We start from the raw sequence: 15,108 nt of genomic DNA on the forward strand, positions 1-15,108 counted from the left end.
TATAAATTGGAAAATTTATTTTCTATTGGTGAAGTTGCTAATATGAAAGGCATTACAATAAAAGCTTTAAGATATTATCATCAAACAGGCATTCTTATCCCAGTATATATTGATGCAAAAACGGGTTATAGATACTATTCGGTAGATCAATTTGTTTATATTGATATAATTAAAGTTTGTAGAGCTTTAGGAACGAGTACGAAAGAACTGCAAAAAATTTTCACGGAAAAGAATATGGATGAATTATTAAAATTTTTAGCATTAAAAAGAGAAGAAACTGAGCAAAAGATAAAAGAGATGCAAGCAGTCATTCATACGATTGATAAACTAGATAATAGTGTACAAGTCGCTAAAAAGGTACTAGTACATAATCAAATAACAATACAGTATTTTGAGAAACGTTATATCGTCACTGCTCCATGCAAAGAAGTGGGTAATTTTAAAGAATTCCTTTATTATTCAGAGGTAGATAAAATTATTCAGGAGAGAAATTTAGAAACAACGATGGAGATTGGTATAGCATATACGGTTCATTCAAAATATAGATTTGAACCAAAGTATGCTTTTTCTGTGTTATGTAAATATGATTACACACAGAAAGAGCAAAATATAGATATCTTACCAGAAGGTAACTATTTAACGCTGGCCTATAAAAAGAATAATAAAGAAGAAAGTATGGAGAAATTAAAAGATTATATAGAGAAAAATAATGTAACAATTAAAAATTGCATTGAAGTGGAATTATTAGATGAGTTTTTTAGTACGGATTCTTACAGTTGCCAAATGCAATTGCTTATAGAGAATGAATGAAAACGAACTTTAGAGTATACTCAGAAATAATATAAACTAGAAAATGAAGCTGGATTATGTAAGTACAATTGTTGAAAAGGTATCCTCACATACTTTGAGGATGCTTTTTTAGTATAAAAAAAGGCATCTAGCAAAAGTACTAGATGCAAATAAAAAACACAAGGGAAGACAAAATTCTTCCCTTTTCCCGTATGTAATTATATCAAAAAATTTATAAAAAACTAGCTTTATTTTTTATATAATTGATGTGTGAAGCCGTGAAAGGAAAAGATTACACTATTTTCGTAGTTTTTTGTTAAAAAAAGGAGCTGTATATATGATTAATTTTAAACCAGAAAATTTAAATCAATTATTAAAAGTGACGCTCATAAGTGCGAATAAGTCTTATGATGCGATTAAAGATTATGAGTTTACAAAAGAAGCAGTAGTATTCCGTATAGACTTCAAATATATTGACGTTTCTCTTATGATTGTAGATATGCTAGGAAGATCGGCGGCGAGATTTAACATTTTGCCATTTGCTAAACCAGATACGAATGAGATAGATTACATCCAGTTTCAAGTGTATTCGATTAATGAAGGGAATTTTAAAGAAATGCTTGATACGATGTAAAAAACTATAATTTTACAAAAATGTATATACCAACTAATATATAAGTAATACATTCATATAATTGGAGTGATGAGATGCAGCCGTTAGAAAGGGAGATTCATTCTAATATGCTGAAAGTGTGGCGAATTCACGCTTTAATTGGGGCGGCAGTTATACTAGCAGTCGTAATTGCGTATTTCTTTTTTATGATTAACTTTAACTGGTGGGGTTGGCTGTTCGGATTGTTAGTAACAGGCGCTATTACATTTATCCCGCTTGATTATTTTGTATTTCCAAATTTACGTCAACGCTATTATAGTTACAGATTAAATGAAGAAGAGATTGAGATTCAAAAGGGAATGTTCGTTGTAAAACGTGTACTTATTCCGATGATCCGTGTGCAGCACGTAACGATTGAGCAAGGGCCGATTATGAGAAAGTATAATTTAGCAGAATTACACATTTCAACAGCAGCAACTTCTCATAGTATTCCAGGTTTAACGAAAGAAGAAGCAGAACAGCTGAAAAGACAAATTGGAGAACTTGCGAAAGTGAGTGATAAGGATGTATAAGAGGCAGCATCCGATCACGATATTATTGAGTATTCGAATTTCGGGTTTATTTCCTTTTATCCTTCTTGTAATATTTCGCTCTGATGAAAATGAGCCTTGGTATTTATTTTATTTTGTTTTGTTGTTTCTTTTATTCGTGATGGCTATTTTCTCCGCTGTGAAATGGTATTTCAAAGTGTACTGGATTGAGAATAATATTTTACATATAAAGCATGGTGTGTTTGTAAAGAAAGAAAGCTACTTAAATAAAGAACGTGTGCAAAATGTTAGTACATCTTCTAACATCATTTATCAAATACTTGGACTTACAAAATTAAATATAGAAGTTGCAGGCGGCGGTAGTGAGCCAGAAGTGATGTTAGCTGGTATTAAAGAAGATGAAGCGAAGGAACTAATTGCTTTATTGCATAAAGAAAGAAGCGTTGTGGCTGAAGAGGTGCCTGCGGAAGAAGGTAGTAAGACAGTTTATCAGTTAAAAGCGAAAGAAATTTTATTCGCATCTATTACATCTGGTAGATTTGGATTAGTGTTTTCTATGTTAGTAATCCTTTACACAGAGTTTAATCAATTTCTACCAGAATGGCTCATCAATAAAGTGGAAGCGTATGTGATGGATAACGGTGTATATGAATTAATCGTTATGGCAGCAATTTTAATGGCAATTTCTTGGGTTATTTCAACAGCAGGCTATGCGTTAAAATATGCAAACTTTAAAATTGAGCGAAACGGAAATGAAATTCGCATCGTACAAGGGTTATTTGATAAGAAAGAGTTTGTGTTAAAATTGCACCGTATTCAAGCAATTACTGTGAAAGAAGGCATTCTCCGTCAGCCTTTCGGTTATTGTTCTGTGGAAGTAGAAGTCATTCAAAGTATAGAATCCGCTGGGAATGAAGTGATGCTACATCCTTTTATGAAGAAAAAAGATGTGCAGCAGTTACTCGCATATTTACAGTTGCCGTATGAAATGGAAGAGGAAATCGTTCATTTACCGAAAGCGGCATTGCGCGGTTACATCATCATGGGCTGGATTACAACTGCTGTGCTCGCTGTGCCGATCGTTAGTGCGAGTATATATTTCAAACAATATATCGCGTTATTCACTCTTATCCCGCTATGTATCGGATTTACAATACTCGCATACGCTCGTTATACTAGCGGCGGTTATATGATGAGAGAAAATCAATTAACGATGGTGTACAGAGGTCTTGCGAAATATACAGGAATCATGCGTAGAAGGCATATTCAAGCGGTGGGGTACAATCAATCATATTTTCAAAAGAAAGACGAGTTATGTACAGCTGCCGTATCGGTAGCAGGGCATCGTTATAAAGTGAAGCACATGCGAAAAGAGGACACACTTCGTATATATAATTGGTACAAAGAAAAAGGAAACACCGATGTGTAGTGGTGTTTCCTTTTTGTTATTAAATGGATATCTTTAGTCGAATCGTTGATATATTCAAAGATGTGATAGATATATTCGGAAAATCGTTAATATAATTTCACGTACTGCTAGTGTTGTATTACTTTTTAATTAAACTAACACATCAAAAGTAGTCACAAAAGAAGGACGAGAGAAAATACTCTTTTGCTGTTCTGCATGTGGATGCGCCTGAGCCTGTGATTGTCCTTCTGCTTGTGCAGGACGTTTTTTATGAGCGTTTTCGAATGAACGTGATTCTGTCCAGTCTTTAAAGTTTTGCTCTGTTTCCCACATCGTTAAGATGACGTATGTATCGTTACTTAATGGGCGTAGAACGCGGATCGCTTGAAATCCTGGTTCGTTTTCAATAAGGCCTGCACGGTTTTTAAAACGGTTTTCAAATACTGGGCGACCTTCGTCTGTTACAGAAATGTTGTTACAAACGATATAGCCAGGTTGTCCTTTAAATTCGCCAACAGCGTCTAACACGTCATACTGAAGTGCGGATTCTACAGATTCTTCTGTATTTTCTTTATAAAACATATCTTTTTCATTATTTTTTGCAGTGAAATTTGCTTGTTCTAGAGGTGTTTCGTATGAAATAATAGCCTTCATTTTAATGCCCCCTTAATCGTTTGTTTCTATTATATCAACTCTCGTAAAAAACTTCGAAGATTATATACATAAAGATACTTCTTTTTCAAATAATAAATGTACCATCATTTGGAAAGAAGGCCGATGTATGAAGAAAGTAAAGTGGACTTTATTAGGCGGCGTTGCAACGTTTTTAGTAGCAATTGTACTTTATAAACTTATTGTGTTAGCTGGTAGCTATATGATGGATGAAAAGCAGCTCGTTTTCCACTCTTCATCACGTATCGTTGACCAGAAAGGGAAAGAAATTACAAAATTATACGTAGAAAATAGAGAGCTTGTACCGATTGAGCAGATCCCAAAGTATGTGCAGCAGGCGTTTGTGGCGGTGGAAGATTCTCGCTTTTATGAGCATCAAGGAATTGATTATCCATCTATATTTCGGGCTCTCTATAAAGATACGTTAGCTGGAGAAAAGGTAGAGGGCGGTAGTACGATTACGCAGCAACTTGCTAAAAATGTCTTTTTAACTCGTGAAAAAACATTTACACGCAAATTGAAAGAAGTCGCAATTTCTCTTCAATTAGAGCAAAAATATACGAAACAGCAAATTCTTGAAATGTATATGAATCATATTTATTTTGGCCACGGGGCTTACGGTATTCAAGCGGCAGCAAAGTTGTATTTTAATAAAAATGTCGAGGATTTAACAGTAGAAGAAGGGGCAATGCTTGCAGGTCTTCCGAAGTCACCAAACGGATATTCACCGTATTTCTCTCCAGAGAAGAGTAAGGAGCGCCGTGATCTCGTATTGTCACTTATGCATAGACAAGGTTATTTGACTGCTGAAGAAAGCGTTCGCTATCAAGGAAAGACAATTGCTCTATATAAAAACTTAGATGAGAATGAACTCGCATATATGCCGTATATTGATATGGTCATAGATGAAGCGGCTCGTTTATACGGATTGTCTCATCAAGAAGTACTTCGCGGAGGATATACGTTTGTCGTATCGATGGATGAAAAGATTCAAAAGGTGGCGTATAACCAGTTTCAAGATGCGCGAAATTTCCCTGGTAAAGAAAATGGGGCGCAAGGTGCATTTTTATTAATGGATAATCGTACGGGCGGGATTAAAGCTGCGATTGGCGGAAGAAAGTATGTCCCGAGAGGATTTAATCGTATTTTTGCAAAAAGGCAACCGGGCTCTGTTCTGAAACCACTTATCGTCTATGCACCAGCATTAGAAACGAAAAAGTATAATCCGTATTCGTTATTAACAAATGACAAAGCTTCTTTTGAAGGTTATGAACCTCGAAATTACAATCGTCAATATACGAAAGAAATGACGATGTATGATGCGATTTTAGATTCAGCAAACGTACCGGCAGTTTCTTTATTAAATGAGTTAGGGGTCGAAGAAGGAAAGCAATATTTAGAGAAAGGAAATGTTCATATTGCAGATACTGGGTTAAGTACAGCGCTTGGTGGGCTGAAAAACGGTGTTTCACCATTTGATCTTGTAAAAATGTATCGTGCATTTTTAGCAAACGGCAATATTATTGAGCCACATGTTATTGATAAAGTGTTAAATAGACACGGCGCAGTCATTGGAGAATCGCCAAAAGTAGAGACGAAAGTCTTCTCGAAACAAACAGCATGGTATATGACGAAAATGTTAGAAGGAGTTGTAAAGGAAGGGACAGCCAAAGTAGGTGTCTATAACGGTGCGTTGGCTGGAAAAACGGGTACCACTTCAATTCCTAATGATGATAATGGAGCAAGGGATATGTGGTTTGTTGGATATACGCCGAATTTAGTGGGAGCAGTTTGGGTCGGCTATGATCACACGAATAAAGAGCACAAATTGCAAGGCGAAAGTGCAGCTGCAACGAAGTTATTTAAGAAAATTTTAACGAAGGCAAATGTAGAACAGAAAGAAAAGTTTATGCAGCCAGAAGGTGTAGAAACGATTGGTGCCCCAATTCGTTTACGCAAGATTGAAGATGTAAAGATGAAACTATCATTTAGTCCTTTCGGTTTATTTAAAGCAAAATTAAGCTGGACACCACTTCCAGATGAAAGAATTATGTATCGAATTTATAGAGTGGAAAACGGAATTCATACGCATGTGAGTACTGTAACAGGTGTCGGAGAATATGAGGAAAAGTTTATAAACATATTCTCAAAACCGAGTTTTTACGTTGTGCCATTTAATACACAAACGAACCGAGAAGGAGAAAAGTCAAAAGTAGCTAAACCGTAGATTTTCTCTGTGTTATAATAAGAATGTTGTGAAAATAGTAAGCGGTTTTACGAATGTTTGTGTCAATTTCATGAACAACGTACATAATGTTATGCATTTTGTTTTTACAAGCTGTATAGTAAAAAAAGATAAATATCGGAATAGAACGTATTTAAAGCAAAAGCATTGGTAGGGAAGGGAGCAAGGGTCTTGGTAAGAACTATAAATGAGACATTTTTAAAAGCATGTAGGGGGGAACGTACAGAGTATGTACCAGTATGGTATATGCGTCAAGCAGGTCGTTCGCAGCCGGAATATAGAAAGATAAAAGAAAAATATTCTTTATTTGAAATTACACACAATCCAGAGTTATGTGCTTACGTTACAAAGTTACCAGTTGATCAATATAACGTAGACGCAGCAATTCTTTATAAAGATATTATGTCACCACTACCTGCAATTGGTGTGGATGTAGAAATTAAATCTGGTATTGGACCAGTAATTGATAATCCAATCCGTTCTTTACAAGACGTAGAAAAACTAGGGGAAATCAATCCAGAAGATGACGTACCGTACATATTAGATACAATTCGTTTATTAACGATAGAAATGTTAGACGTACCGTTAATCGGTTTTTCAGGAGCTCCATTTACATTAGCGAGCTATATGATTGAAGGCGGTCCATCTCGTAACTACCATAATACGAAAGCGTTTATGTATGCAGAGCCGAAAGCTTGGTTCACTTTAATGGATAAGCTTGCTGATATGGTTATTACATATTTAAAAGCGCAAATTAACGCAGGAGCAAAAGCAGTTCAAATTTTCGATTCATGGGTTGGAACAGTAAATGTAGCAGATTATCGCGTATTTATTAAACCAGCAATGGAACGTATTTTTGCAGAAGTTCGTACGATGGGTGTACCGATGATTATGCACGGCGTAGGAGCTGCACATTTAGTGAACGAATGGCATGATCTGCCTCTTGATGTAGTCGGTTTAGACTGGCGTTTACCGATTGAAGAAGCGCGTGCACGCGGCGTTCATAAGGCGGTACAAGGTAATATGGATCCTTCGTTCTTACTTGCACCATGGTCTGTTATTGAAGAACATGTAAAAGGTATTTTAGATCAAGGGATGAAGCAGCCGGGTTATATCTTTAACTTAGGTCACGGTGTATTCCCAGAAGTAAATCCAGATACATTAAAACGTTTAACTACATTTATTCATGAGTACTCTAAAGAACAGTTAGCGAAGTAAAGGAGATTGGCTGTATGAAAAAGAAAATTGGTTTGCTTGTAATGGCATACGGAACGCCATATAAAGAAGAAGATATTGAACGTTACTATACACATATTCGCAGAGGAAGAAAGCCAAGTCCTGAAATGCTAGAAGATTTAACAGAGCGTTACCGTGCAATTGGTGGTATTTCTCCTTTAGCTACTATTACATTAGAGCAAGCTAAAAATTTAGAAATGCGTTTAAATGAAATACAAGATGAAGTAGAGTACCACATGTATCTTGGTTTAAAACATATTGAACCGTTTATTGAAGATGCGGTACAAGCTATGCATACCGATGGAATAGAGGATGCAATCGCACTTGTTCTTGCGCCTCACTATTCTACATTTAGCGTGAAATCATATGTTGGACGAGCGCAGGAAGAAGCTGAGAAACTTGGAAACTTAACAATTCATGGCATTGATAGCTGGTATAAAGAACCGAAGTTTATCCAGTATTGGGTCGATGCAGTGAAAGGTATATATAACGGTATGTCAGAAGCAGAACGTGAAAAAGCAGTATTAATCGTATCTGCTCACAGCTTACCAGAGAAAATTATCGCACTCGGCGATCCATATCCAGATCAATTAAATGAAACAGCTGATTATATTGCAAGGGGCGCTGAAGTAGCAAACTATGCAGTAGGATGGCAAAGTGCAGGAAACACGCCAGATCCTTGGATCGGTCCGGATGTACAAGATTTAACGAGAGAATTAAATGAAAAGTACGGTTATACTTCATTTGTTTATGCACCAGTTGGATTTGTTGCGGAACATTTAGAAGTTTTATATGATAATGACTTTGAGTGTAAAGTGGTGACTGATGAAATTGGCGCGAAATATTATCGTCCAGAAATGCCAAACGCATCGGATGCATTCATTGATTGCTTAACGGATGTTGTATTAAAGAAAAAAGAATCTGTATTGTAAGAAGAAAGGGGGAGCCTGCTTGAGGAAAAAAGTTGTGATCATCGGCGGTGGTATCACAGGATTAACAGCTATGTATCACTTACAAAAAGACATTCGTGAGAAGGACTTGCCGATAGATACATTACTTGTAGAAGCGTCGGGTAAACTTGGCGGGAAAATTCAAACCGTTCGAAAAGATGGATTTACAATTGAACGCGGACCGGATTCTTTTTTAGCACGAAAAGAAAGTGCGTCTAGATTGGTGAGAGAATTAGGTCTTGGCGATGAACTTGTAAATAATAAGGCCGGTCAATCATTTATTCTCGTAAACAATCGGTTACATAAAATGCCGAGTGGATCAATGATGGGAATTCCAACGCAAATTACGCCGTTTCTATTTTCCGGGTTGTTCTCCCCAATTGGTAAATTAAGAGCTGGTTTTGATCTGTTAATGCCTAGATCAAAACCAGTATCTGACCAATCACTCGGGCAGTTTTTCAGACATCGCCTCGGAAACGAAGTGGTTGAAAACTTAATAGAACCATTACTATCGGGTATTTATGCAGGGGATATTGATGAAATGAGCTTAATGTCGACCTTCCCGCAAATGTATCAAATTGAGCAGAAACATCGTAGTATTTCACTCGGTATGCGTACGCTCGCTCCGAAAGAAGAGAAAGCTGAACCGAAAAAGGGAATCTTCCAAACGGTGAAAACAGGTTTAGAATCTATAGTAGAATCTCTCGAAGTGAAGATGCATGAAGGTACGATAATAAAGGGAACTCGCATTGAAAAAGTTGCAAAACTGGGGGATGGTTACACGATTACTCTTAGTAACGGAAAAGAAATAGAAGCGGACGCCATCGTAGTGGCAAGCTCACATAAAGTATTGCCTTCTATGTTTGCGCAGTATAAACAATTTCGTTTCTTTCGCAACATTCCGTCCACATCAGTTGCGAATGTAGCACTTGCTTTTCCGAAATCAGCCATTCAGCGCGATATTGATGGAACGGGATTTGTCGTATCACGAAATAGTGACTTCTCCATTACAGCATGTACGTGGACACATAAAAAATGGCCGCATACAACGCCAGAAGGTAAGGTACTTCTTCGCTGTTACGTTGGACGCCCTGGTGATGAAGCGATTGTAGAACAAACCGAAGAGGAACTCGTTCAGCTCGTACTAGAAGACTTACGAAAGACGATGGATATTATAGAGGACCCGGAGTTTGCAATCGTAAGCCGCTGGAAAGAAGCGATGCCTCAATATACAGTAGGTCATAACGAGCGAATGAAAAAGCTTACAACATTTATGGAGAAAGAATTGCCAGGTGTGTACTTAGCTGGAAGTTCTTACGCTGGTTCTGGTCTGCCGGACTGTATTGGGCAAGGTGAGTTGGTAGCGCAACGTGTGTTATCACATATTGAAAAAATAGTAGAATGTGAACGAGATGCTTTGAATGTATAAAAAACTACCACTTCCTAATGAAGTGGTAGTTTTTTATTGGAAAATAGAAGTTTGTACCTTACATATTCCATCTGTTTTTAGCATAAGTAATTTTTGTTTTAAACGTATAGCTGAGATTAATTTTTTGTAAAACTTGTCGAAATATAGTTCTATATAACGAATCATTTGTTATGATAGATATGCTGAGAAAATATGAAATAGGGAGAGGAAAATAGCTGTGAAGAAATTGTTAAGTGTCTTTTTATCATTATTACTATTACTATCATTTACTGGAACTTTAGCACAAGCAGAAGAAACTACTTCTATGTCGGTAGAAAAAGCAATTCAAGTATTCAAGCAGCAAGGGAAAACGAAGGGGATAGTGGAAGGATATATTGTCGGATATACGCAAAGTCCTTCTAAGTACACGAAGGATCCGGCTAAGTTTGACGACACAAATGTGGCAATTGCCGATTCACCAAACGAAACAAATCCAGATAAAATCATGCCTGTTCAGTTGCCAAAAGGCGATGTGAGATCGGCAGTGAATGTGAAAGATCATCCTGAAAATATTGGGAAGAAAGTTAGCTTAACAGGGACGCTTGAATTATATTTTAGTAGTCCGGGTTTAAAATCAGTAACAGCTCATAAGTTTCAAGGGGAAGAACAAAACCGTGTTAGCGATGTAGTGGCTTCACCTGGGGGCGGGGAAGTTGCGAAAGGAACAGCGGTAACATTAACAACGAATACAGAAGGAGCAACAATTTACTATACGTTAGATGGTTCTAATCCTACAAATAAAAGTGTTCGCTATAACGGACGAATTGTAGTGAATGAAAATAGTGTAGTGAAAGCAATCGCAGAGAAAGAAGGACTTACTTCTTCGGCGATTTCTACATTTTCATTTATTATCGTAAATAATGAACCAGTTCGTATTCATGATATTCAAGGGAAATCACATATTTCTCCTTACAAAGGGAAGAACGTATACAATGTGGAAGGCGTTGTAACAGCGCTTGATAAAAATGGTTTTTATATAGAAGACAATCAGCCGGATAATGATCCAGCTACTTCAGAAGGTATGTACGTATACAAAAAAGATGCAAATGTAGCAGTTGGAGACCTTATTCAAGTTGATGGAGAAGTAGAAGAATATGTTGGGCCTGGATATGCAGAAAGGTTTGAAACAGACTTAACAACGACGGAAATTAAGGCGAGTCGCGTTGCTGTAATCGCAAAAGATCAACCTTTACCAGCACCCATTGTACTCGGAGAAAACGGTGTGAAAATTCCTGATCAAATTATCGATAATGATGCATTCGGTTTATTTGATCCAAATGAAGATGCAATCGACTTTTATGAAAGTATAGAAGGTATGCGCGTTACGATGCCAACACCAAAAATTATTGCACCTCAGAAAAACGGAAATTTATATGTAACAGTAAAAAATAGCGGGGATAAAGTAGTAACGAAATATGGTACACCTCTTTTAGATGAAAATCAATTAAACCCAGAGCGTCTTTCTGTAAAAGTACCTCGTGATTATGTAGCAAAAGTAGGAGATACTTTCACAGGAGATATAACAGGGGTAGTAGGATATGATTACGGTTCGTTCCGTATTTCGCCAGTGACGGAATTACCATCTGTAGTGGACGGTGGGTTTAAGCGAGTAGGGGCAAATATTCAGCCACGTCTTGATAAATTAACAGTTGCTACATATAACATTGAAAACTTCTCAGCAAATAAAAAAGAAACGACGGACGAAAAAGTAAAAGAGTTAGCGTATTCTATTAAATACAATTTAAAAATGCCAGATATTATCGGTGTAGAGGAAATGCAAGATAATAATGGATCAATTAATGATGGGACAACAGATGCTTCATTAAGCGCAAAACGTATCATTGATGCAGTTCTAGAAATTCGCGGACCGAAGTATGAGTATGTAGAAATTGCGCCAAGCAACAATCAAGACGGGGGAGCGCCTGGAGCTAACATTCGCGTCGGTTTCTTCTATAACCCATCACGTGTGAAATTAGCAACAGTACCGAAGTTACTTGATAAAAATGTAGTTCGTATTGGAGACGAAAATGCATTATTTGATAGTACACGAAAACCGTTAGCAGCAGAATTTACATTCCAAGGACAAAACGTTGTTGTCGTTGCAAATCACTTAAACTCAAAACTAGGAGATGCAACGCCATTTGGAAAAGTGCAGCCGCTCGTATTAAAGAGTGAAGAAAAACGAATTCAATTAGCGCAAGAAGTAAATTATTTCGTACAAGGTATTCAGAAAAAGAATGCAAATGCACCTGTTGTTGTATTAGGTGATATGAACGATTTTGAGTTCTCGAAACCACTAAAAGCATTAGAGGGAACAATCTTAAAAGATATGCTAAACACTGTGCCGAAAGAGAATCGTTACACGTACATTCATGAAGGGAATGCACAAGTGTTAGATCATATTTTAGTAACGAACAACATCGCACCGCACACAGTTGTAGACCCAGTACACTTAAACTCAAACATTATGAAAGAGCATGGACGTGTAAGCGACCACGACCCAGTACTTGCTCAAATTGATTTGAAGAAAGCTTCTTAAAGTGAGAGAACGCTTAGGTAACTAAGCGTTCTTTTTTTGTTTTTGCATCGTCATTTAATTACAAAGAGGAGATTCCTTTTTTTGTAATCTGACGATATAATTAATAGAATATTCTGTTTTGTAGAAAGGGAGGTGTAGATATATGGTAGCCCAACTAAATGGGAAATTAATGAATCAACTAGCGATTTTTTTGAGTGTTTTTATATTGATTCAGTTTGTAGCTGATGTAACAGGTCTTACGCAATCACTAGGTATTCATTATTTAGGTACAATAAGACAGAGCATTACTTATACAGCATTTGGTTTAGCTGTGATTTTTACTATATTGGGTATGAAAAAGGAATTAAGTAAATATGCAATTATTTCTTTATGTTCGGCGATAGGAATACAAATAATTTATATAGTTGTTATTGTAGTTTTATGGATGTTGGCAGGGATACCGTAAAGTATTGTTCGTTTTTTTATAGAAAAACCTATTATTATGAAGTGCACCTCCAATTGTTAGACACGGTCTAACAATTGGAGGTGCACTTTTATTCCGATTATTAGTCTTCACCAATCGGGCTTTTACGAGCAGTTGATTTCCCACCTGACTCCTCGTATTCACTGAATTTTGAGGTGGGCATCTAGCTATTTAGAGCTTGATTTCTGTGGGGAATTTTAGGGTTTCTTAAGCAAACCGTAGCGGTGGTCATTTTATTTGGAAAATAGAGTGTAACTAATTGCAAAAGATTATATATAGAAACTCTTTTTTGTAAAATTCATGGTAAAATTAATTGAATATTCAGGTTTATAAAAGAGGGGGCAACGATGCAGGTACAACTAAATGGAAAATTAATGAATCAAATCGCAATCTTTTTTAGTAGTATCGCCATGCTTCAGTTTATAGCTGAGGTAACAGGATTTACGCAAAATTTAGATATTACGTATAACTTAATAAATACAACAACGTCATATATAACATTTAGCTTGGCAGTGATTTTTACTTTAATAGGTGCAAGAAGAGAATTGAGTAAATATGCAATTGTTTTATTATGTTTAGTAGTAGCTATTAAAGCGATTTATTTTGTAGCTATTGTTATTTTATGGGGATTGGCTGGTACGCCCTAAATGAATAGTAAATAAAAAACCTAATTTCCAAGAAGACATGAGGAAATTAGGTTTTTATGCTTGAAAGGCTTTTCTACACCGATCCCTTCTTTGCAATCTTCTTTTGTACCTTTTTCTATCACGCTGTACGCCTTTTATATACATGCATAGGCTGAAGAAGAAGAAGAAGGCACATTGTATCGTTAATATATACGATGACATGCCCTGTAACGGTTGCTTTGGATCATATAAATGAATAGGTGCTCCGCCTATTGTAGGGAATATCGTATTGAGCAGGACGTAAGGAATGGAGGTAACTGCAAATGGAAACAGAATCGCCATATAGTCCTTTTGTGACCATGCAGATGCAGCAAGTCCTAAAAGAGCCATTAACCCTGCAAATAAAAAATTAATTCCGATATATACAATAATATAAGTGATGGGGGAGCCGTAATATAAGTTTGCGAACATCCCGTTGTCATTTATAATACCTGAACCCGCTGCGGGTGCTCCGTTTGGAATGGTTAATTTGCAAAATAATAATGATAAGATAAATGGAAACGTATAAAGAAGTCCTCCGCAAAAAAATGTAATAATATATTTCGTTACTGAATAAGGAAGTAACGAAATTTCTTTACTTATAAATGTCTTAAAACCATCTGATTTATCTGAGTTGTAACTTGTACTAAAGGGGAGACTTGCAATAACTGGCATTAATAATAAATAAACATCCATTTCATTGTCGCGAAATCCAATCCATTTAAAAGCCGTTGTTACAAACGCATCCGTTCCGTCTCCAATATAACGAATTACATAATAATAATGATAGATAGAGATAAGAGCTAATCCACTAAACATAATAATTAAAGAAACACGATTACAAAAAGCTTGCTTTATACTTAAACGAAGCGCACGCATCATGACTGAAAAAGCCTCCACTATTTTGATAAACTTGTCTATTTTCTATATTACTATTAATTGTAAAGATTTTCTTGTTTTTTTATTTGATTATTTGAAAAAGAGGAATTTTGTTGTTGTTAAGTAAGGTTTATCTGAAAGTATATTTTCTAAAATATGGTTGACAATTAAGTATTACATTTGTAATCTTAATTGTAGATTACAAATGTAATACGAAGGAGTGAAATATCTATGACAAATCAATTACCTAAAATATCTGAAGCTGAATTAGAAATTATGAAAGTACTTTGGTCTAATTCTCCACAAACAGCGAATGAAATTATAGAAGAATTAGAAGATGCAATGGAATGGAAACCGAAAACAATCCGTACATTAATTAATCGGTTAGTACAAAAGGAAGCCGTTTCGTACCATCAAGATAAAGGGCGTATGTATGCTTATTATCCGTTAGTATCACAAGATAATTATTTGCAAGTTGAAACGAAATCTTTGCTAAAGCGTTTTTGCGGCTCTGCGTTTAAGCCATTACTTGTTAATTTCTTAAAAGAGGAAAAATTGTCTTCAGAAGATATTAATGAACTAAAACGCATTTTAGACGAGAAGACAGAGGAGAATAAGAGGAAGGATTGA

The 15,108-nt window shown here is 36.1% G+C and carries 14 protein-coding genes; 12 read left to right on the forward strand and 2 right to left on the reverse strand.

Going from position 1 to position 15,108, the window contains the following annotated elements:
* Positions 1–6: 6 nt before the first annotated feature.
* The 4 genes from ACS2MN_RS06685 (at position 7) to ACS2MN_RS06700 (ending at position 3,382) form a co-directional block, all read left to right on the forward strand.
* Positions 7–810, forward strand: coding sequence for a MerR family transcriptional regulator (locus ACS2MN_RS06685; RefSeq protein ID WP_000429187.1), 804 nt, complete (start codon positions 7–9; stop codon positions 808–810).
* 316 nt (positions 811–1,126) lie between these two features.
* The gene (locus ACS2MN_RS06690) at positions 1,127–1,423 is read left to right on the forward strand and encodes a hypothetical protein (RefSeq protein ID WP_000606831.1); all 297 of its coding nucleotides are present in this window, start codon (positions 1,127–1,129) and stop codon (positions 1,421–1,423) included.
* Between the two features lie 74 nt (positions 1,424–1,497).
* Positions 1,498–1,974 carry a PH domain-containing protein gene (locus tag ACS2MN_RS06695; protein ID WP_001182713.1) on the forward strand — a complete coding sequence of 159 codons (477 nt, stop codon included), beginning with the start codon at positions 1,498–1,500 and terminating at the stop codon, positions 1,972–1,974.
* A complete protein-coding gene (locus ACS2MN_RS06700; RefSeq protein WP_346994079.1) occupies positions 1,967–3,382 on the forward strand; it encodes a PH domain-containing protein in 1,416 nt (471 codons plus the stop codon). Before ACS2MN_RS06695 ends, ACS2MN_RS06700 begins: the two co-directional genes overlap by 8 nt.
* Positions 3,383–3,511: 129 nt before the next feature.
* Here ACS2MN_RS06700 and hmoB read toward each other — a convergent pair whose 3' ends face one another.
* On the reverse strand, positions 3,512–4,015 hold the full coding sequence (hmoB, locus tag ACS2MN_RS06705; RefSeq protein ID WP_000644090.1) for a heme-degrading monooxygenase HmoB: 504 nt from the start codon (positions 4,013–4,015) through the stop codon (positions 3,512–3,514).
* A 127-nt stretch (positions 4,016–4,142) separates the two neighbouring features.
* Between hmoB and ACS2MN_RS06710 the strand changes: the two genes are divergently transcribed.
* The 7 genes from ACS2MN_RS06710 to ACS2MN_RS06740 all read left to right on the forward strand — a co-directional run bounded on the left by ACS2MN_RS06710 (position 4,143) and on the right by ACS2MN_RS06740 (position 13,581).
* Positions 4,143–6,260 (forward strand): transglycosylase domain-containing protein, encoded by a 2,118-nt coding sequence (locus ACS2MN_RS06710; RefSeq protein WP_000756280.1) that lies wholly within the window; start codon positions 4,143–4,145, stop codon positions 6,258–6,260.
* A gap of 189 nt (positions 6,261–6,449) precedes the next feature.
* Complete coding sequence (hemE, locus tag ACS2MN_RS06715; protein ID WP_438894672.1) at positions 6,450–7,496, forward strand: uroporphyrinogen decarboxylase; 1,047 nt, start codon at positions 6,450–6,452, stop codon at positions 7,494–7,496.
* A gap of 14 nt (positions 7,497–7,510) precedes the next feature.
* On the forward strand, positions 7,511–8,446 hold the full coding sequence (gene hemH, locus ACS2MN_RS06720; RefSeq protein WP_087949049.1) for a ferrochelatase: 936 nt from the start codon (positions 7,511–7,513) through the stop codon (positions 8,444–8,446).
* A gap of 19 nt (positions 8,447–8,465) precedes the next feature.
* Positions 8,466–9,893 carry a protoporphyrinogen oxidase gene (gene hemY / locus ACS2MN_RS06725; RefSeq protein WP_001228059.1) on the forward strand — a complete coding sequence of 476 codons (1,428 nt, stop codon included), beginning with the start codon at positions 8,466–8,468 and terminating at the stop codon, positions 9,891–9,893.
* A 211-nt stretch (positions 9,894–10,104) separates the two neighbouring features.
* The gene (locus ACS2MN_RS06730; protein ID WP_346994147.1) at positions 10,105–12,471 is read left to right on the forward strand and encodes a DUF6359 domain-containing protein; all 2,367 of its coding nucleotides are present in this window, start codon (positions 10,105–10,107) and stop codon (positions 12,469–12,471) included.
* 142 nt (positions 12,472–12,613) lie between these two features.
* Positions 12,614–12,916 carry a hypothetical protein gene (locus ACS2MN_RS06735; protein WP_000226525.1) on the forward strand — a complete coding sequence of 101 codons (303 nt, stop codon included), beginning with the start codon at positions 12,614–12,616 and terminating at the stop codon, positions 12,914–12,916.
* A 365-nt stretch (positions 12,917–13,281) separates the two neighbouring features.
* Complete coding sequence (locus ACS2MN_RS06740) at positions 13,282–13,581, forward strand: hypothetical protein (RefSeq protein WP_001198068.1); 300 nt, start codon at positions 13,282–13,284, stop codon at positions 13,579–13,581.
* Between the two features lie 54 nt (positions 13,582–13,635).
* On the opposite strand, the gene ACS2MN_RS06745 is transcribed toward ACS2MN_RS06740, so the two are convergent.
* A complete protein-coding gene (locus tag ACS2MN_RS06745; RefSeq protein WP_000984180.1) occupies positions 13,636–14,481 on the reverse strand; it encodes a hypothetical protein in 846 nt (281 codons plus the stop codon).
* 228 nt (positions 14,482–14,709) lie between these two features.
* Between ACS2MN_RS06745 and ACS2MN_RS06750 the strand changes: the two genes are divergently transcribed.
* The gene (locus ACS2MN_RS06750) at positions 14,710–15,108 is read left to right on the forward strand and encodes a BlaI/MecI/CopY family transcriptional regulator (RefSeq protein ID WP_346994081.1); all 399 of its coding nucleotides are present in this window, start codon (positions 14,710–14,712) and stop codon (positions 15,106–15,108) included.

It is taken from the genome of Bacillus cereus group sp. BceL062 (genome assembly GCF_051780025.1).
In the GTDB taxonomy this organism is placed as follows: Bacteria; Bacillota; Bacilli; order Bacillales; family Bacillaceae_G; genus Bacillus_A; species Bacillus_A toyonensis.

Coding starts and splice junctions, on each gene's coding strand:
- ACS2MN_RS06690 (WP_000606831.1), top strand. CDS start 1,127: ATGATTAATTTTAAACCAGAAAATTTAAATCAATTATTAAAAGTGACG.
- ACS2MN_RS06695 (WP_001182713.1), top strand. CDS start 1,498: ATGCAGCCGTTAGAAAGGGAGATTCATTCTAATATGCTGAAAGTGTGG.
- ACS2MN_RS06700 (WP_346994079.1), top strand. CDS start 1,967: ATGTATAAGAGGCAGCATCCGATCACGATATTATTGAGTATTCGAATT.
- hmoB (WP_000644090.1), bottom strand. CDS start 4,015: ATGAAGGCTATTATTTCATACGAAACACCTCTAGAACAAGCAAATTTC.
- ACS2MN_RS06710 (WP_000756280.1), top strand. CDS start 4,143: ATGAAGAAAGTAAAGTGGACTTTATTAGGCGGCGTTGCAACGTTTTTA.
- hemH (WP_087949049.1), top strand. CDS start 7,511: ATGAAAAAGAAAATTGGTTTGCTTGTAATGGCATACGGAACGCCATAT.
- ACS2MN_RS06735 (WP_000226525.1), top strand. CDS start 12,614: ATGGTAGCCCAACTAAATGGGAAATTAATGAATCAACTAGCGATTTTT.
- ACS2MN_RS06740 (WP_001198068.1), top strand. CDS start 13,282: ATGCAGGTACAACTAAATGGAAAATTAATGAATCAAATCGCAATCTTT.
- ACS2MN_RS06745 (WP_000984180.1), bottom strand. CDS start 14,481: ATGATGCGTGCGCTTCGTTTAAGTATAAAGCAAGCTTTTTGTAATCGT.
- ACS2MN_RS06750 (WP_346994081.1), top strand. CDS start 14,710: ATGACAAATCAATTACCTAAAATATCTGAAGCTGAATTAGAAATTATG.